The sequence below is a fragment of the Streptomyces typhae genome (assembly GCF_009755605.1).
Classification (GTDB): Bacteria; Actinomycetota; Actinomycetes; order Streptomycetales; family Streptomycetaceae; genus Streptomyces; species Streptomyces typhae.
In genome coordinates, this window is record NZ_WPNZ01000005.1 from 338591 (window position 1) to 357169 (window position 18579).

At 73.6% G+C, this 18579-nt stretch carries 1 protein-coding gene; it reads right to left on the reverse strand.

From position 1 onward, the window contains the following. Positions 1-28: 28 nt before the first annotated feature. Positions 29-18493: a non-ribosomal peptide synthetase gene (locus tag GPA10_RS11850; protein WP_157165454.1), complete on the reverse strand. Its 18465-nt coding sequence runs from the start codon at positions 18491-18493 to the stop codon at positions 29-31. Positions 18494-18579 lie beyond the last annotated feature (86 nt).

Genomic DNA, 18579 nt, shown 5'->3' on the forward strand with positions numbered 1-18579 from the left:
CTCTCAGAGGCGGCGCCCGCCCGCGTGTTCAGCGCCGGGACCTGCGCAGGCGCTCCTCGATCAGGGGCACGATCCCGTCCAGTACGCCCGGTGTCACCATCGTGTGGTGCTTGGAGTCCACGAAGTGGCACGTGACGTCGCCGTCTATGTGGTCCCGCCAGGTGTCCGTGCCGAGGACCGAGAACGGCCGGTCGGTCGCGGCGAACAGGATCAGGTCGGTGGCGACCCGCCCGTGTTCATGGTCGCTGGTCAGGCGCAGGAAGTGCTGGTTGCGCCGCTGCAGAGCCAGCATCTCCGCTTCGGAGAGGGAGCCGAGGGCGGTGCCGGTGGTCCGGGCGACCTCGGCGAACTCCTCGTAGGTGCGGCACGGCTCCTCCAACTCGACCCCCATCGCCTCCAGGAGCACCTCGTAGGTCTGGCCGGGCCGGTTCACCTCGTCCCACTCCTCCTGCCGCAGGGCCCTGGCCGGCTCGGAGTCCAGGGCGAACACGACCTCGACCCGTTCCCCGGCGCGCTGGAGCTGCGCCGTCATGGCGTGGGCCACGATGCCGCCGAGCGAGTGGCCGAGCAGGTGGTACGGGCCCTCGGGCTGGACCTTCCGCATCGCCTCGACGCAGTCCGCGGCGATCTCCTCGACGCTCGCGGGCAGGTCGTCCGGGCTGCCCAGCATGCGGGACTGGAGTCCGTACACCGGGATGTCGGCGCTCAGCAGCGGTAGCAGGTTGGCGTAGCTCCAGCAGTCTCCGCTGCCCTGGTGCAGGCAGAACAGGGGCGGCATGTCGCCTGTCGTGCGCAGCGGCAGCAGGATGTCCACGGAGCTGTCGTCGGTGCCGTCGGCGAGGTGTCCGGCGAGCGAGGCGACGGTGGCGTGGGCGAAGACGGTCCGCAGGGGAACCTCGGCGCCCAGTGTCTCCCGGATGCGGCTGATGAGCGTGGTCGCGAGGAGCGAGTGCCCGCCCAGCTCGAAGAAGTTGTCATCGACACCGACCGTGCCGATCCCCAGAACCTCGGCGAACAGGGTGCACAGGACCTCCTCGCGCGGCGAGCGCGGTGGCCGCCCCGCGGTGCCGTCGGCGAGATCGGGTGCGGGCAGGGCGCGGTGGTCGATCTTTCCGTTGGGGGTGAGAGGGAGTTGGTCGAGAGTGATGAGGGTGGTGGGAACCATGTGCTCGGGGAGGCGCTCACGCAGGCCGGCGCGGATGTCGGCGGTGCTGAGCTGTGTGCCGAATCCGAATCCGAAGCTGAAGCCGCTCCCGGCGCCGGTGCCGATGCCGGGGGCCGGGACGAGGTAGGCGATGAGTCGTTGGTCGCCGGGTGCGGCCTCGTGGGTGGTGACGACGGCTTGGGAGATCTGGGGGAGTGCGGTGAGTGCGGTGTGGATTTCGGCGGGTTCGATGCGGAAGCCGCGGACCTTGATCTGGTTGTCGGTGCGGCCGAGGTGGTGGAGTTGGTGGTCGGTGTTCCAGCGGACGCGGTCGCCGGTGCGGTAGAGGCGGGAGCCGGGTTGTCCGTGGGGGTTGGCGACGAAGCGGTCGGCGGTGAGTGCGGGGCGGTCGAGGTAGCCGCGGGCCAGTCCGGAACCCTCGATGTACAACTCGCCGGGGGTCCCGGGCGGGGTGAGGCGCAGATGCTCGTCGAGGACGTAGAGGCGGGTGTTCGGCAGTGGCAGCCCGATGGGCACGTGCGGGGTGGTGAGGGGGTGGCTGATGGTGGTGAGCGCGGTCGCTTCGGTCGGGCCGTAGACGTTGTGGAAGTGGCGTTCGGGGGTGGCCCAGCGGGTGACGAGGTCGGGGGGGCAGGGTTCGGCGCCGACGAGGAGGGTGCGCAGGTCGGTGAGGGTGTGGGGGGCGTCCTCGGGGAGGGTGGCGAGGACCGAGGGCGGGATGAACGCGTGCGTGATGCGGCCGTCGGCCAGGACCCGGGCCAGTTCCCCACCGGCGAGGCGCGGTTGGTCGGGGACGACGAGGGCGGCACCGGAGCGGAAGGCCATCGCGTATTCGAGGATCGACGCGTCGAAGCTGGCCGAGGAGAGTTGCAGGACGCGGCTGTCGGCAGTGGTATGCCCCCGGTCGGTGAGGGCGGCGCCCAGACCGGTGAGGCCGTTGTGGGTGGCGGTGACGCCCTTGGGGCGGCCGGTGGAGCCCGAGGTGTAGATGATGTACGCGATGTGGTCGCAGGTCAGCGGGGCCGTGCGGTCGGCGTCCGTCGGATCGGTGACGGCTGCCCGCTCCCACTGCGCTTGCAGCTTCGGGCTGTCGACGGCGACCAGTGGCGCGGACACCTCCCGCGGCAGGCCCCGGGCCGTGGCCCGGCTCGTGAGGATCAGGGCGGGCGCGGCGTCCCCGGCGAGGTAGGCGATCCGCTCCGCCGGATAGTCGGGGTCGATGGGCAGGAACGCGGCGCCCGCCTTGGTGATGCCGAGGACGGCGGCGACCTGCTCGGACGAACGCGGCAGGGCCACGCCGACGAGGTCCTCGGGGCCGACGCCCTCGCCGATGAGCCAGTGCGCGATGCGGTTGGCCCGCTCGTTCAGCTCCCGGTAGGACCAGGCGTACCGGGAGTCCTCGACCGCGAGGGCGTCGGGGGCCGAGCGCACCGCGGTCTCGAAGAGAGCGGACAGAGTGGCGGGGGCCACCTGCTCGGTGACCTCCGCCCGCCGGGTCAGCAGCTCCCGTTCGGCCGTCGTGAGCAGGTCGGCGTCGCCGACGCGCAGCTCCGGGTCGGCGACCGCGGCGGCCAGGAACCGCCGCCAGCGGCCCACGAACGCCTCGACGGTCTCCGCGTCGAACAGTTCGGTGGAGTACTCGACGCCGAGGGCCATCCCCGCGGCCACGGGCCGGCTCCCGTCGGCCTCCGCGAAGGTTTCGGAGAGAGTGAACAAGAGGTCGTACCGGGACGTGCCGGTGCCGGTGCCCTCGGTGCGGATGCGCAGGCCCGGCAGGTCGAACTGGGCCTCCTCGTTGTTCTGCACGGCGAGGGCCACCTGGAACAGCGGATGCCGGGACGCGGAGCGCGGCGGGTTGAGCCGCTCGACCAGGCCGTCGAAGGGCACCTCCTGATGGGTGTAGGCGGCGAGGCTGGTCTCGCGCACCTGCCGCAGGAGGCCCGCGAAGGACGGGTTCCCCGAGGTGTCGGTACGCAGGACGAGAGTGTTCACGAAGAACCCGACGAGGCCGTCGAGGTTCGCGTCGGTGCGGCCCGCGATCGCGGTGCCGACGGGAATGTCGGTGCCCGCTCCCATGCGTGTCAGCACGGCGGCCAGCGCGGCCTGGAGCACCATCTGCACGGTCGCACCCGAGGCCCGCGCCAGGTCCGTGACGCCTTGGTGCAGCGCGGCGTCCAGCGTGTACTCGGCGAGGTCGCCGGTGTGGGCGGGCACGGCCGGGCGCGGCCGGTCGGTGGGCAGGGTGACCTGCTCGGGCAGGTCGGCGAGGTGGTGCGCCCAGTAGGCGTGCTGGCGGCTGAGGAGGCTGCGGGGGTCGGTGTCGGAGCCGAGCAGCTCGTGCTGCCACAGCGTGTAGTCGGCGTAGCTGACGGGCAGCGGCTCCCAGTCCGGCGCGGCGCCGTCCAGCCGTGCCGTGTAGGCGGCCGTCAGATCGCGGGTGAGCGGCGCCAGGGACCAGCCGTCGGCCGCGATGTGGTGGAAGACCAGGGACAGGACCGACCGGGTCGGGTCGAGCGTGAACAGCTGGGCGCGCAGCGGCACGTCGGTGGCCAGGTCGAAGGCGTGGCGTGCCGCGGCGGCCAGTGACGCGTCCAGGTCGTGCTCGTCGATGTGGCGTACGGGCAGGTCGAGCCGGGCTTCGTCCGGCGTCAGGAGGTGCTGGTGGGGCTTGCCGTCGGCGACGGCGAAGACGGTGCGCAGCGTCTCGTGCCGGGTGACGACGTCGTGCAGCGCCGCCTCCAGGGCCGCGACGTCGAGGTCACCGGTCAGACGCAGCACGAACGGCATGTTGTACGTGGCCGAAGGGCCCTCCAGACGGTGCAGGAACCACAGGCGCTGCTGCGCGAAGGACAGCGGCAGCCGCTCGGGCCGCTGCGCCGCCGGGACCAGTGGCGTCCGTGCCTGCTCGGCGTCGTCCAGGTGCGCGGCGATCCCGGCGACCGTGGGGTGCGCGAACAGCGTCCGCAGCAGGACCTCCACGCCCAGCGTGGCGCGGATGCGGCTGATCAGCTTCGTGGCGAGCAGTGAGTGTCCGCCCAGGTCGAAGAAGTTGTCGTCGACGGTGACGGGCGCGGGCAGCGCGAGGATCTCCGCGAACAGCGCGCACAGAGTCTCCTCGCGGGGCGTGCGCGGGGCACGGCCGGCACCGGGGGAGCGGTGTCCGGGGCCGGGCAGCGCGCGGAAGTTGACCTTGCCGTTCGGTGTGAGCGGGATCTCCGAGACGGGGATCAGCGCGGACGGTACGAGATGTCCCGGAAGCTGCTCCTTGAGGTGCTGCCGCACGTCGGTGAGGACGGCTGCCGTCGCCGTCGTGTTCGCGGGCGTGTTGGTGACCGCGGGCGGCACGGTGACGGAGTCGTACGTGCCGACGCAGACGCCGCCGCCTACGGGCGCAGGCAGGAGCACGGCGTCGAAGGTGTCCAGGGCGTGCGCGCTCCACGTGGTGCGGGCGTGCAGGCCGTTGGTCTCGGCCCAGATGTGGACGGTCTGCGGGTCGACGGCGGCGGGGTCGGGGCGGTCGAGGAGCCTGCGGATGTGCTCCAGCGGGGTGTTGTCCGTCGTGGCCCGGTGGGCGGCGACCTCGCGGGTCAGGCGCGCGTTGGGGATGCCGGTGACACGCAGCGGGCCGGCGGTGCCTGCGGTCAGGCGCGCCAGGACCGCGTCCGGGCTCTCGCCGGGGTGGTCGTGTCCGGGCCAGGGGACGGCGGGCAGGGTGCCGAGGTCGGCCGGGTCGGGTGCGGTGTGCAGGACCGCGTCGTAGCGGTGGCGGGTGAGTTCGTTGTGGGCCGTGCCGTGCTTGAGGCGGATGTCGACGCCGGTGGTGTCGGGGTGACGGCGTGCGAGGTCGGTGAAGTAGGCCGGATGGACGAGGAGTTCCTCCTCGCTGAGCACCGCGTGCTGGACGGCGTCGTAGAGGGCCGATGTCGTCGCGGCGGTGGCCGCGGTGGCCGCGGCGGCGGTGCGCAGGGAGGGCAGGAGGGCGTGGTGGCGGACGTCGCCGACGACGATCCGCCCGCCGGGCGCCAGGTGCCGCAGGGCCTGGTCGAGGACGTCGGTCAGATAGCGGCGGCCGGGGAAGTACTGGATCACCGAGTTGACGACGATCGTGTCGAAGTGCCCGGTCGGCAGGCCCGTGAAGTCGTGCGCGGGCTGATGCCGTACGTGGACGTGGTCCCAGTGCCGGGTCTGCTCCGCGAGGCGGTCCGCGGACGCGGCGGACAGGTCGGTGGCCCAGTACGACTCCACATGGGGTGCGAGCGGGCCGAGCAGCAGCCCCGAACCGGCGCCGATCTCCAGGAGGTTGCGGGGCTCGTGCTCCCGGATGAGGGCGACCGTGGCGTCCCGCCACTCCCGCATCTCCTCGACCGGGATGGGCTTTCCGGTGTACGTGCTGTTCCAGCCGTGGAAGTCGGTGCCGAGCGGCAGGGCGGGCACCTCCGTGTACACGGAGTCGTAGATGGTCTGCCATTCGGTGACGTGCTCGTGGCCCGTGGTGTCGTCGGTGGCGGGCACCACGTACGCGACGAGCTGCCGGTCGCCGCTGGCCGTGCCGGTGCCCGCGCCCGTGTCGTGGGTGGTGACGACGGCACGCGCGACGGCGGGATGGGCCGTCAGGGCGGCCTGGACCTCGCCGGGTTCCACGCGGAAGCCCCGGATCTTGATCTGCTCGTCGCTGCGGCCCAGGTACTCCAACTGCCCGTCGCCGCCCCACCGCACCAGGTCACCGGTGCGGTACATGCGGTCGCCCGGCGCGCCGTAGGGGTCGGCCGTGAAGCGCTCGGCGGTCAGCCCGGGCCGGTGCAGATAGCCGCGGGCCAGACCGGGGCCCACCACGTACAGCTCACCGGGGACGCCCGGCGGCACGAGGCGGAGGCGGGTGTCGAGGACGTAGAGCCGCGCGTTGACGGCGGGCACGCCGATCGGGATCCGAGAGGACCCGGTGAGCTGCGCCATCGAGGCGGCACACGTCGTCTCGGTGGGTCCGTAGCCGTTCACCAGGCGCCGCCCGGGTGCCCATCGCGCGGCCAGGTCGGGCGGGCAGGCCTCGCCCGCGAGGGTCAGCACCCGCAACCCGCCGAGGGTGCGCGGGGCGTCGTCGGGAAGCGTGCCGATGACGCTCGGCGGCAGGGTCACATGGCTGATCCGCAGATAAGCGAGGGCACCCGCCAGCTCGTCCCCCGCGACCCTGGCCTGCGCCGGAAGGACCAGCGTGGCGCCGGTGGTGAGGCTCGCCACCAGGTCCCACATCGACACGTCGAAGCTGAGCGACGCGAACTGAAGGACCCGTGCGCCGGGGCCGGGGCCGAGGTCACGGAGCTGGGTGGCGCGCACCGACGCGAGCCCCGCGTGGGTGAGCGAGACGCCCTTGGGGCGGCCGGTCGAGCCCGAGGTGTAGATCACGTACGAGGGGTGCGCCGAGGTGAGCGCGGTGGTGCGGTCGGCGTCGGCGGGGTCGGTGGCGGCGGCCCGCTCCCAGGCGGCCCGCACCTCGGGCGTGTCCACCGCGACCAGCGGGGCGGGCGCGGCGGCGGGCCACCGCTCCGCCAGGGCCGCGTCGGTGAGGACGAGCGCCGGGCGGGCGTCGTCCGCGAGGTAGGCGATGCGCTCGTCCGGGTAGTCCGGGTCGATGGGCAGATAGGCGGCGCCCGCCTTGGTGATGCCGAGGACGGTGGCCACCTGCGTGCACGAGCGCGGCAGGGCCACACCGACGACCTGCTCGGGGCCGATGCCCTCGCCGATGAGCCAGTGCGCGATCCGGTTCGCCCGCTCGTTCAACTCCCCGTACGTCCAGGACTGTTCGGTGTCCTCGACGGCGGGGTCGTCGGGCGCCGCGTGCGCGACGGCCTGGAACAGGGCGGGCCAGGTGTCCTGACGCACGTCCTGGTCGGCGCGGCCCCACCGCTCCAGGAGCTGCGCGCGCTCCGCGCCTGTAAGGAGTTCCGGAGCGCCGACGCGCAGCCCGGGGTCGGCCACCACGGCCCGCAGCAGTCGCTCCCAGCGGGCCACGAACGCCTCGACGGTCTCCGCGTCGAACAGCTCGGTGGAGTACTCCACCTCGACGGTCACCCCGTCCGGCGTGGTCCGTTCGCGGAAGGACTCCGACAGGCTGAGCAGCATGTCGTAGCGGGACGTGCCGGTGCCGACGTTCTCGGGGCGCACCGTCAGGCCCGGCAGGTCGAAGTGCGCCTGCTCGTTGTTCTGCAGCACCAGCGCGATCTGGAACAGCGGGTGGTGGGACGCGGAGCGCTGCGGGTTGAGCTTCTCCACCAGACCCTCGAAGGGGATGTCCTGGTGCGAGTAGGCGGCCAGGCTGGTCTCCCGCACCTGTGCGAGCAGCGCCGCGAACGTGGGGTCGCCCGAGGTGTCCGTCCGCATCACCAGGGTGTTCACGAACAGGCCGACCAGATCGCGCAGGTTGTCGTCGGTACGCCCGGCGACGCCGCTGCCGATGGGGATGTCCGTGCCCGCGCCGAGCCGCGTCAGGAGGGCGGCCATCGCGGCCTGGAGGACCATGAACGGCGTGGCGCCGTGGGCGGTCGCCAGCTCGGTGATGCCCTGGTGCAGTTCGGCGTCCAGGGGGAAGAGCGCGATGTCGCCGGTGTACGCGAGCTGCGCGGGGCGCGGCCGGTCCGCCGGGGCGGTCACCAGCTCGGGCAGGTCCGCGAGCTGCCGGGCCCAGTAGGCGTACTGGCGGCTGAGGCGGCTGTCCGGGTCGGTGTCGGAGCCGAGCAGGTCGTGCTGCCACAGCGTGTAGTCGGTGTAGCCGACGGGCAGCGGATCCCAGCCGGGTGCGGTGCCCGCGCGGCGCGCGGTGTAGGCGGTGGTGAGGTCCCGTACCAGCGGGACGAGGGACCAGCCGTCGGCCACGATGTGGTGGACCACGAGCGCGAGGACCGACTCGGTGGGGCCGGACCGGAACAGCCAGGCCCGCAGGGACACTTCGGCCGACAGGTCGAAGGGGTACCGGGCGGCCTCCTCCACCGCAGGCCACAGGTCCGCGGGCGACACCTGCCGCACCGTCAGCGCTGTCGGCGTCTGCTCCGGGTCCAGGACGTCCTGGTACGGGGACCCGTCCGCCGTACGGAAGACGGTGCGCAGCGTCTCGTGCCGGGCCACCAGGTCCTGCACGGCCGCCGTCATGGCGGCGACGTCCAGGTCACCGGTGAGACGCAGCACGAACGGCATGTTGTGGGCCGCCGACGGGCCCTCCAGGCGGTGCAGGAACCACAGGCGCTGCTGGGCGAAGGACAGCGGCAGCCGCTCGGGCCGCCGGGTGACGGGCACCAGTGGTGCCTGCGTGTCCGGCGCCGCGTCCAGGTGGGCGGCGAGCCCGGCCACCGTGGGATGCTCGAACAGCGTCCGCAACGGCACCTCGACCCCGAGCGCGGAACGGATGCGGCTGATGAGCTTCGTCGCGAGCAGCGAGTGCCCGCCCAGCTCGAAGAAGCCGTCGTCGATGGTCACCCCGGTCGCGTCGAGCGTGTCCGCGTACAGCGCGCACAGCGTCTCCTCCCGGGGCGTGCGCGGTGCCCGCCCGTCTCCGCCCGAGGCGCGGCCGGGCTCCGGCAGGGCGCGGTGGTCGACCTTTCCGTTGGGCGTGAGCGGGAGCTCGTCGAGCGTGACGAACGTCGTCGGAACCATGTGCTCGGGGAGCCGTTCGCGCAGGCTGGTGCGGATGTCGGCCGTGGTGGTCGCGGCGCCGGGGGCCGGGACGAGGTAGGCGATGAGTCGCTGGTCGCCGGGTGCGGCCTCGTGCGTGGTCACCACGGCTTGGGAGACCTGATCGAGTGCGGTGAGTGCGGTGTGGATTTCGGCGGGTTCGATGCGGAAGCCGCGGACCTTGATCTGGTTGTCGGTGCGGCCGAGGTGGTGGAGTTGGTGGTCGGTGTTCCAGCGGACGCGGTCGCCGGTGCGGTAGAGGCGGGAGCCGGGTTGTCCGTGGGGGTTGGCGACGAAGCGGTCGGCGGTGAGTGCGGGGCGGTCGAGGTAGCCGCGGGCCAGTCCGGAACCCTCGATGTACAACTCGCCGGGGGCCCCGGGCGGGGCGAGGCGCAGATGCTCGTCGAGCACGTACAGGTGCGTATGGGGGAGGGCGGTGCCGATGGGCACGTGCGGGGTGGTGAGAGGCCGGCTGATGGTGGTGAGCGCCGTGGACTCCGTGGGGCCGTAGACGTTGTGAAAGTGGCGTTCGGGGGTGGCCCAGCGGGTGACGAGGTCGGGTGGGCAGGGTTCGGCGCCGACGAGGAGAGTGCGCAGATCGGTCAGGGTGCGGGGGGCGTCCTCGGGGAGGGTGGCGAGGACCGAGGGCGGGATGAACGCGTGCGTGATGCGGCCGTCGGCCAGGACCCGGGCCAGCTCGGCGCCCGCGAGGCGCGGCTGATCCGGCAGCACCAGGGCGGCACCGGAGTGGAAGGCCATGGCGTATTCGAGGATGGACGCGTCGAAGCTGGCCGATGACAGCTGTACGACGCGGCTGCCGGGCGTCACACGGCCCCGGTCGGTGAGGTCGGCGCCCAGACCGGTGAGGCCGCTGTGGGTGGCGGTGACGCCCTTGGGGCGGCCGGTGGAGCCCGAGGTGTAGATGATGTACGCGGTGTGGTCGCAGGTGAGGGGCGCCGTGCGGTCGGCGTCCGTCGGATCGGTGACGGCTGCCCGCTCCCACTGGGCCCGCAGGTCGGGGTCGTCGACAGCGACCACCCGCGTGGGGAGGCCTGTCGGAAGCCGCTCCGCGCCGGACCGGGTCGACAGGAGCAGCACCGGGCGGGCGTCCTCCACCATGAGCCGCACACGCTCGGCCGGATAGTCGGCGTCCACGGGCAGGAACGCGGCGCCCGCCTTGGTGATGCCCAGGACGGCGGCGACCTGCTCGGACGAACGCGGCAGGGCCACGCCGACGAGGTCCTCGGGGCCGACGCCCTCGCCGATGAGCCAGTGCGCGATGCGGTTGGCCCGCTCGTTCAGCTCCCGGTAGGACCAGGCGTACCGGGAGTCCTCGACCGCGAGGGCGTCGGGTACCGAACCGGCCGCGGCCTCGAAGAGCGCCGCGAACGTCTCCGGGGCCGGGGCGGGCACACGATCGCCCGTCAGCAGCCACTCGCGCTCCGCCGCCGTGAGCAGGTCGACCTCCCCGACGCGACGGGCGGGATCGGCGATCACGGCGACGAGCAGGCGCCGCAGCCTGGCCACGAACGTCTCCACGGCCGCCGCGTCGAACATCTCCGTGGAGTACTCGACGTCGACGGTGACACCGGCGGCGCCGCCCCGGTCGTGGAAGGCCTCGGAGAGGCTGAGCAGCAGGTCGTAACGGGACGTCCCGGTGTGCAGGGCCTCGGTGCGCACGCGCAGGCCCGGCAGGTCGAACCGGGCCTCCTCGTTGTTCTGGAGGGCGAGGGCCACCTGGAACAGCGGGTGCCGGGACGCGGACCGGTGGGGGTTGATCTTCTCGACGAGCACGTCGAAGGGCACGTCGTGGGTGTACGCGGACAGACTGGTCTCCCGCACCCGCGCGAGCAGATCCGTGAACGCCGGGTCGTCCGAGGTGTCCGTGCGCAGCACCAGCATGTTGGTGAACATCCCGACGAGATCGCCGAGTTGTTCGTCCGTGCGCCCCGCGATGCCGCTGCCCACCGAGATGTCGCTCCCGGCGCCCATGCGCGTCAGGAGCGCCGCGAGGGCCGCCTGGAGCACCATGTGGACGGTGGCGCCCGCACTCCGGGCCAGCTCCACCAGCCCCTGGTGCACGGTGGCGTCGAGCGTGAACACCGCGGAAGCACCGGCGTGCGTGACGGTCGTCGGGCGCGGGCGGTCGGAGGGCAGGGTGACCTGGTCCGGCAGGCCGGCGAGATGGTCGGCCCAGTAGGCGTGCCGCCGGCTGAGGAGGCTCTCGGGGTCGCTGTCGGAGCCGAGCAGCTCGTGCTGCCACAGCGTGTAGTCGGCGTACTGCACCGGCAGCGGCGCCCACTGCGGCGCCCTCCCGGCGAGGCGCGCGGTGTAGGCGGTCGTCAGGTCGCGGGTGAGCGGGGCCAGGGACCAGCCGTCGGTGGCGATGTGGTGGATCACCAGGGAGAGCACGGAGCGGGACGGGCCGAACGTGAAGAGCCGCGCCCGCAGCGGGACCTCGCCCGCCAGGTCGAAGGCGTACCGGGCGGTGACGGCGAGAGACGCGTCGAGGTCCTCCTCGTCGATGTGCCGCACCGGCAGCTCGATCCGGGCCTCATCGGGGGGCAGGACGTGCTGGTACGGCTTGCCGTCGGCCATGGGGAACACGGTGCGCAGCGCCTCGTGCCGCGTGACGACGTCACCGAGTGCCGCCTCCAGGGCCGCGACGTCCAGATCGCCGTGCAGATGGAGGGCGTACGGCATGTTGTACGTGGCCGAAGGCCCCTCAAGGCGGTACAGGAACCACAGGCCCTGCTGGGCGTACGACAGCGGCAGCCGCTCGGGCCGGGGGGCGGCGGCGGTCAGGCGGGGCCGCGCGGTCGGCCCGGCCGCGGCGTCCGCGAGCGCGGCGTCGAGCCGCTCGACAGTGGGGTGGGCGAAGAGGGTGCGCAGCGGCACCTCCACGCCGAGCACCGTACGGATGCGGCTGATCAGCTTGGTGACGAGCAGCGAGTGCCCGCCCAGGTCGAAGAAGTCGTCGCCGATCCCGGCCCGCTCCACGCCGAGGACCTCGGCGAACAGCGCGCACAGCGTCTCCTCGCGCGGCGAGCGCGGCGCACGGTGGGCCGCGCCCGTGAACTCCGGCCGGGGCAGTGCCCCGCGGTCCACCTTGCCGTTGGGCGTCAGCGGCAGCCGGTCGAGGACCACGAACGCCGAGGGCACCATGTACTCGGGCAGCTTGGCGGACACGAAGTCCCGCAGTCCGCCGCCGTCCCGCAGTCCGCCCCCGTTCCGCGACCCGGCGACCTCCTCGGCACCGTCACGCAGGACTGCGTACGCCACCAGGCGCCGCCCGGCCGCGGAGCCGTCGTCCTGGGCGACCACCACCGCCCGATCGACGTCCGGGTGGTCCACGACGGCGGCCTCGACCTCGCCGGGCTCGATGCGGAAGCCCCGCACCTTGACCTGCGCGTCGGCCCGCCCCACATACTCAAGATCACCGTCGGCGTTCCAGCGGGCCAGGTCGCCGGTGCGGTACATGCGGGTCCCCGCCGGACCGAACGGGTCGGCGACGAAGCGGTCCGCGGTCGTGCCGGGACGGCCGAGATAGCCGCGCCCGATGCTCCCGGCGACATACAGCTCGCCCGCCACGCCCGGCGGCAGCGGGGTCAGGCCGGGGCCGAGCACATACGTCCGCATGTTGCCGAGCGGCGTGCCGATGGGGGTGCTGCCCACGCCCTGCCAGTCCCGGTCGGCGGACAGCCGGAAGGCGGTGGCGTAGAAGGTCTCGCTCTGGCCGTAGGCGTTGACGACCGTCACGCCCGGCAGCGCCTCGCGGGCGCGGCGCACCAGGGACGCGGGCAGCGCCTCACCGGCGAACACCAGGGTCCGGGGGCGGAAGTCGGCGGCGACCTGGTCCGTGAGTCCGGCGAAGACCGAGGGCACTGTGCTGACCACGTCCACCGCCGGGGCGCCGGGCTCGCCCAGGGCCAGCGCGTCGCGGACGACCTCGACGGTGCCGCCGGTGGACAGCGCCGTGACGATCTCGAACACCGACACGTCGAAGTTGACCGAGGTGCCCGCGAGGATCCGCATGCCGGAGCCCACGCGCTCCGCGAGCCGGGTCACGCCATTGACGACACCCGCGTGCTGGATGACGACACCCTTCGGGGTGCCGGTGGAGCCCGAGGTGTACATGACGTAGGCAGCGTGGTCGGGCCGGAGCCCGGCAGCCGGCGTGGTGTCCGGGACCGTGCCCGCCAGGTCGAGGTCGTCCAGGTACAGCTTCGGGACGTCCGTCTCCGGCAGCGCCGCCACCGTGTCCCGGTCCGTGAGGAGCAGCCGCGGCCGGGCCTCGCCGATGACGAAGTCCAGGCGGTGACTGGGGTACTTGGGGTCGATGGGCAGGTGGGCGGCGCCGGCGGCGAGGATGCCGAGCAGGCCGGTGACGAGGTCGGCGGAGCGCGGCAGGGCCAGGCCCACCACGGTCTCCGGGCCCGCGCCCCGGGCGGTCAGCTCGCGTGCAAGCCGGTTCACCCGCGTCCGCAGTTCGCGGTACGTGTACGAGACCGCGCCGCACGCCACGGCGACCGCGTCGGGGGTCGCCGCCGCCTGCCGCTCGATCAGACCGGGGACGGTCAGGGCGGGTGTGGGCGCCGCGGTGTCGTTGAGTTCGGTGACGACCCGCGCGCGCTCGGCGGGCGCGGTGAGCTCCACGTGCCCGACGAGGCGGGCCGGGTCCGCCGCCACCTGGCGCAGGACGAGGCCGAGGCGTGCGGCGAGGTCGTCGGCCGTGGCCTGGTCGAACACGGTGCGCTGGTACTGGATGTCGAGCCGCGGGTGGGGCCCGTCGGGGTACACGAACACGGTCACCGGATAGTGGCTCGCGGTGAACGCGCGGATGCCGGTGACGCCGATCCCCGCCGCCTCGCTCGCCTCGGCGATGCCGGAGCGGTCCATCGGGAACGACTCGAAGCCGATGATCGTGTCGAACAGCGCCTTGAGCCCGGTGTCCTCATGGATCTGCGGCAGGCCGCGGTGATGGTGGTCGAGCAGCGCCGCCTGCCGCCCCTGGAGCCCGGTCAGGAGCTGCGCGAGCGAGGCACCGGGCGCACACCGCACCCTGACCGGGACGGTGTTGAGGAACATGCCGACGACGGAGTCGACGCCCGGCAGCGCGGGCGGACGACCGGATACCGTCGCGGCGAGCACCACGTCCTGACGACCCGTCAACTGCCCGACGAGGATGCCCCAGGCGCCCTGCACCAGGGTGTTGAGGGTGACGCCGAGTTCGCCCGCCCGGCGGGCGAGGTCGCGGGCCTCGGCGGCGGGCAGCGGCACGTCGGCCTGGCCGATGCCGGTGCTGTCGGTGCCCGCTCCGGTGCCGGGCGCGAGCAGCGTGGGTTCGTCGACGCCGCTCAGCTCGTCCCGCCAGGCGCGCGCGGACCCGTCGTCGTCCTGCCGGGCCAGCCACTCCAGGTAGTCGCGGTAGGTGTGGGCGGGCGGCGCGGACGGGGCGCCGCCGTCGGCGTAGGCGCGCAGCAGGTCCCGCGCGATCAGTGGCAGCGACCAGCCGTCGAACAGCGCGTGGTGGGCCGTGAGGACCAGGTCGCTGTGGTCCGCGTCCCGCTTGACGAGGGACATCCGCAGCAGCGGCGGCCTCGCGGGGTCGAAGTGGGCTTCCAGGTCGTCGGCGAGGAACCGCTCGAACGCCGCGTCGCGCTCCGCGCCGGCCGCCTCGGCTGCCGCAGCCGACACGACCGCGTCAGCGGTCCCAGCCTTCTCGCCGACCCGGACGGTCCCAGCCCTCTCGCCGACCCGGACGGTCCCAGCCCTCTCGCCGACCCCGACGGTCCCAGCCCTCTCGCCGACCCCGACGGTCCCAGCCTTCTCGCCGACCCCGGCGGCCCCAGCCCTCTCGCCGACCCCGGCGGCCCCGCTCAGGTCGGCCTCCCGCCACGGCAGTTCGACGCCGTCCACGACCAGCTGGATCAGGTCGCCGCCGTCCGCCGCCCGGACGAACGCGGTACGCAGCGCCGGGTGCCGGTCCAGGACGGCCTGCCCGGCCGCGCGCAGCCGGGACGGGTCCACCGGTCCCGCCAGTTCGAGGACGTACTGCACCTGGTAGGCGTCGAACGCCGAGCCCGACTCGGCCGTCATCATCGAGTGGAAGAGCAGCCCGGCCTGGAGGGGCGAGGTGGGCCAGATGTCGGCGAGCCCCGGGAACTGCCGCTCCCAGGCCTCGATGTCGTCCTGGGTGACGTCGACGAGCGGCACGTCGGACGGCGTGAGGCCCCCCGTGCCCGGCCGGGTCGCATGCCGGACGAGGCCTTCGAGGGCCGCCACCCACAGGTCGGCGAGCTCCCGCACCTCGTCCCGCGCGAGCACCCCGGACGGCGCCGTGAACAGCGCGCCGAGGCGCGGCCCCTGCCCGGTGTCCGTCACCGAGGCATTGATGTCCACTTCCGCCAGGGCCGGCATGCGCCCGTCCTGCCCCGCATCCAGCGCCTCCAGTTCCCTGATGCCGGCGACCTGGGTGAAGCCGAGGCCGCGCAGGTCCTCGGGGAGGTCCTGGGCCGCGGAGAACCGGCCCAGGTAGTTGAAGCCGACCTGCCCGAGCCCGTACGCGGCCAGGACGCCGGAGGTCTCGGGGTTGAGGTGGCGCAGGAGCCCGTAGCCGATGCCCTTGTCCGGGACGGCCCGCAGCCGCTCCTTGACGGCCTTGAGCACCCGGGCGGCGGCGGGGCCGCCGCGGAAGGCGTCGTCCAGGTCGGCGCCGCCCAGGTCGAGGCGCACGGGGAAGACGCTGGTGAACCAGCCCACCGTGCGGGACAGATCGGCACCGGGAACGGCGGACTCCTCGCGGCCGTGGCCCTCCAGACGGATCAGGGAGGACTGCTCCCCGACCCCGCGGGCCCGCCGCCACGCGGCGATCGCCAGCGCGAGAGCCGCCAGCAGGCCGTCGTTGACCTCGCCGTGGAACGCGGCGGGGACAGTGGTCAGCAGGGCCTCCGTGGTGTCCGGCGACAGCTGGACACGGGTCTCCGTGAGGGTGGCGACGACGTCCACGGCCGGGTCGAGACGGCGGGTGCCGAGGACCGGGTCGGGCCCGTCGGCGATCGACGTCCACAGCTCAAGCTCGGCGACGCGCTTGTCGTCGGCCGCCTCGGCGGCCAGGGCGTGGGCCCACCGGCGCACGCTGGTGACCACCGGCGGCAGTTCCGGGGCCCGGCCCTGGCGGACGCTCTCCCAGGCCGCCGCGAGGTCCGGCATCAGGATGCGCCAGGAGACACCGTCGACGACCAGGTGGTGCAGGGCGACCAGCAGCCGTCCCGCGCGGCTGCCGTCCTCCGGGGCGAACCACACGAACTGCGCGACGACCCCCGCCCCGGGGTCGAGACGTCCCGCGGCCGCGTCCAGTTCGGCCCGCAGGCACTCCTGCCAGGCCTCGTCCCAGGGGTCGGCGTACGCGACACGGCGCACCAGGGCGGCCACGTCGACGGAACCGGCAGGGGCGACCTCCAGCGCGGCGGCGCCCTCCGCGCCCCCGGTGCCCTCGGTGCCCGGACCGTCGTCGTCCACGAGGCGGGCGCGCAGCAGGTCGTGCCGGTCGACGACGGCGCCGAGAGTGGCGGCCAGGCCTTCCTCGTCGATGCCGGCGGGCAGTTCGAGCACCATCGCCTGTAGGAACCGGTCGAACCCGGGGCCCCGGCCGCGCAGCATCCGTGCCACGGGCAGCAGCGGCATCCGTCCGACACCGCCGCCCTCCCACTCCTCCAGGACGGCCGCCGGTTCCGTACCCCGGCGGGCGGCCTCGGCCAGCCGGGCCACGGTACGGCACTCGAACACGTCCCGCGCGCTGACCTCCAGGCCCTCGGGCCGGACCCGGGAGACGAGCTGGATGGACTGGATGCTGTCACCGCCGGCGGCGAAGAAGTCGTCGTCGACACCGACCCGCTCCAGGCCGAGAACGGCGGCGAACGCGCCCGCGAGGATCTCCTCCTCCGGGGTGCGCGGAGCACGGTACACGCCGCCCTTGAACTCCGGCTCGGGCAGCCGCTTCTTGTCCACCTTGCCGTTCGGTGTCAACGGCAGCCCGTCGAGGACGAGCACCGTCGCCGGAACCATGAAGTCCGGCAGCCGCCGCGCCACGAACTCGCGTAACTCGCCCGGCGTGCAGCGCGCGCCGAGGTCCAGATAGCCGGTCCCACCGCCCTGCCCGCCCCGGTCGCCGCGCCCCGCGGTGTCCGGCGCCGCCGGGACGACGTACCCGACGAGCTGCTTGCCGGTGCCGCGGCCCTCGCGGGCGGTCACCACGGCCTGAGCCACCCGGGGGTGGGCCGTGAGCGCGGCCTCGATCTCGCCGACCTCGATGCGCAGGCCGCGCAGCTTGATCTGTTCGTCGGTGCGGCCGAGGTACTCCAGCTGCCCGTCGTCACCGAGGCGCACCAGGTCGCCGGTGCGGTACATACGGCTCCCCGGCTTGCCGAACGGGTCGGCGAGGAACCGCGTGGAGGACAGGCCGGGCCGCCCCAGATAGCCGCGGGCCACGCCGGGACCGGCGACGTACAGCTCACCGGGCGTCTCCGGGGGCACCGGGGCGAGGTGCTCGTCGAGGACGTACACATCGGTGCCGGGGATCGCGGTGCCGATGGGGACGCGGGGCGCCGGGGTGAGCCGGGCCACGGTGGCGGCACAGGTGATCTCGGTGGGTCCGTAGCCGTTCATGACCTGTCTGCCGGGCGCCCAGTCCCGGATCAGGTCGCGCGGCACCGCCTCCCCGGCGAGCGACAGGACACGCAGGTCGGTCAGGGTCCGCGGGGCGTGCGCCGGAAGCGTGCCGACGACGCTGGGCGGCAGCGTGGCATGGGTCACGCGCTCCTGCGCGAGGGCCTCGACGAGGTCGTCGCCGACCACGCGCTGCCGCTGGGGAAGAACGAGGGTGGCGCCCGTGGTCAGACCCATGATCAGGTCCCAGATCGCCACGTCGAAGCTGAGCGAGGCCGACTGCAGGACGCGGGAGCCCGGAGCGACACCGAACCGGGTCAGATGCACGCTGTTCAGGGCGCTGATGCCGGTGTGGGTGACGGTCACTCCCTTGGGGCGACCGGTGGAGCCCGAGGTGTAGACGACGTACGCGGGATGCGCGGGCAGCAGCGGGACGGTGCGGTCCGGGTCGGCGGGGTCGGTGGCGGGGGAGTGCGCGAACGCCGCGCGAACGTCGGGACTGTCGACGGCGACGAGCGCGGGGACTGCCGCTGTGCCGGTGGGCGCCGACGGCCCCGCCGCCGTCGGATCCACGGACAGCGGCCCCGCAGCCGTCAGGTTCGCGGACAGCGGCCCCGCCGCCTCCCGCGTGGTGAGGACGAGCGCGGGCGCGGCGTCCGTGACCATGTAGCGGATCCGCTCGCCCGGATAGTCGAGGTCGATCGGAAGGTAGGCGCCACCCGCCTTCAGGATGCCGAGGACGACCGCCACCTGCTCGGCGGAACGGGGCAGGGCCACACCCACCGGACGCTCCGGACCGATACCCCGGTCGATGAGCCAGTGAGCGATCTGGTTCGCCCGCGCGTTCAACTCGGCGTAGGACCACGAGAGGTCCCCCGAGGCGACGGCCGGCGCGTCCGGAGCCGACGCGACCTGCTCCTGGAAGAGGCTGGGAAAGGTGGTGAGGTCACGGGGCGTGCCCGTGGAGAGGCCGGCGGGGGAGGGGTCCTGAAGGTGCGACACAAAAGCTCCCGGAGCTGGGACGGTGCGTGTGGGTGGCAGGTGTGGGGGGCGTGACGGCGTACGGCGGCTCGTGCCGCAACGCCGCG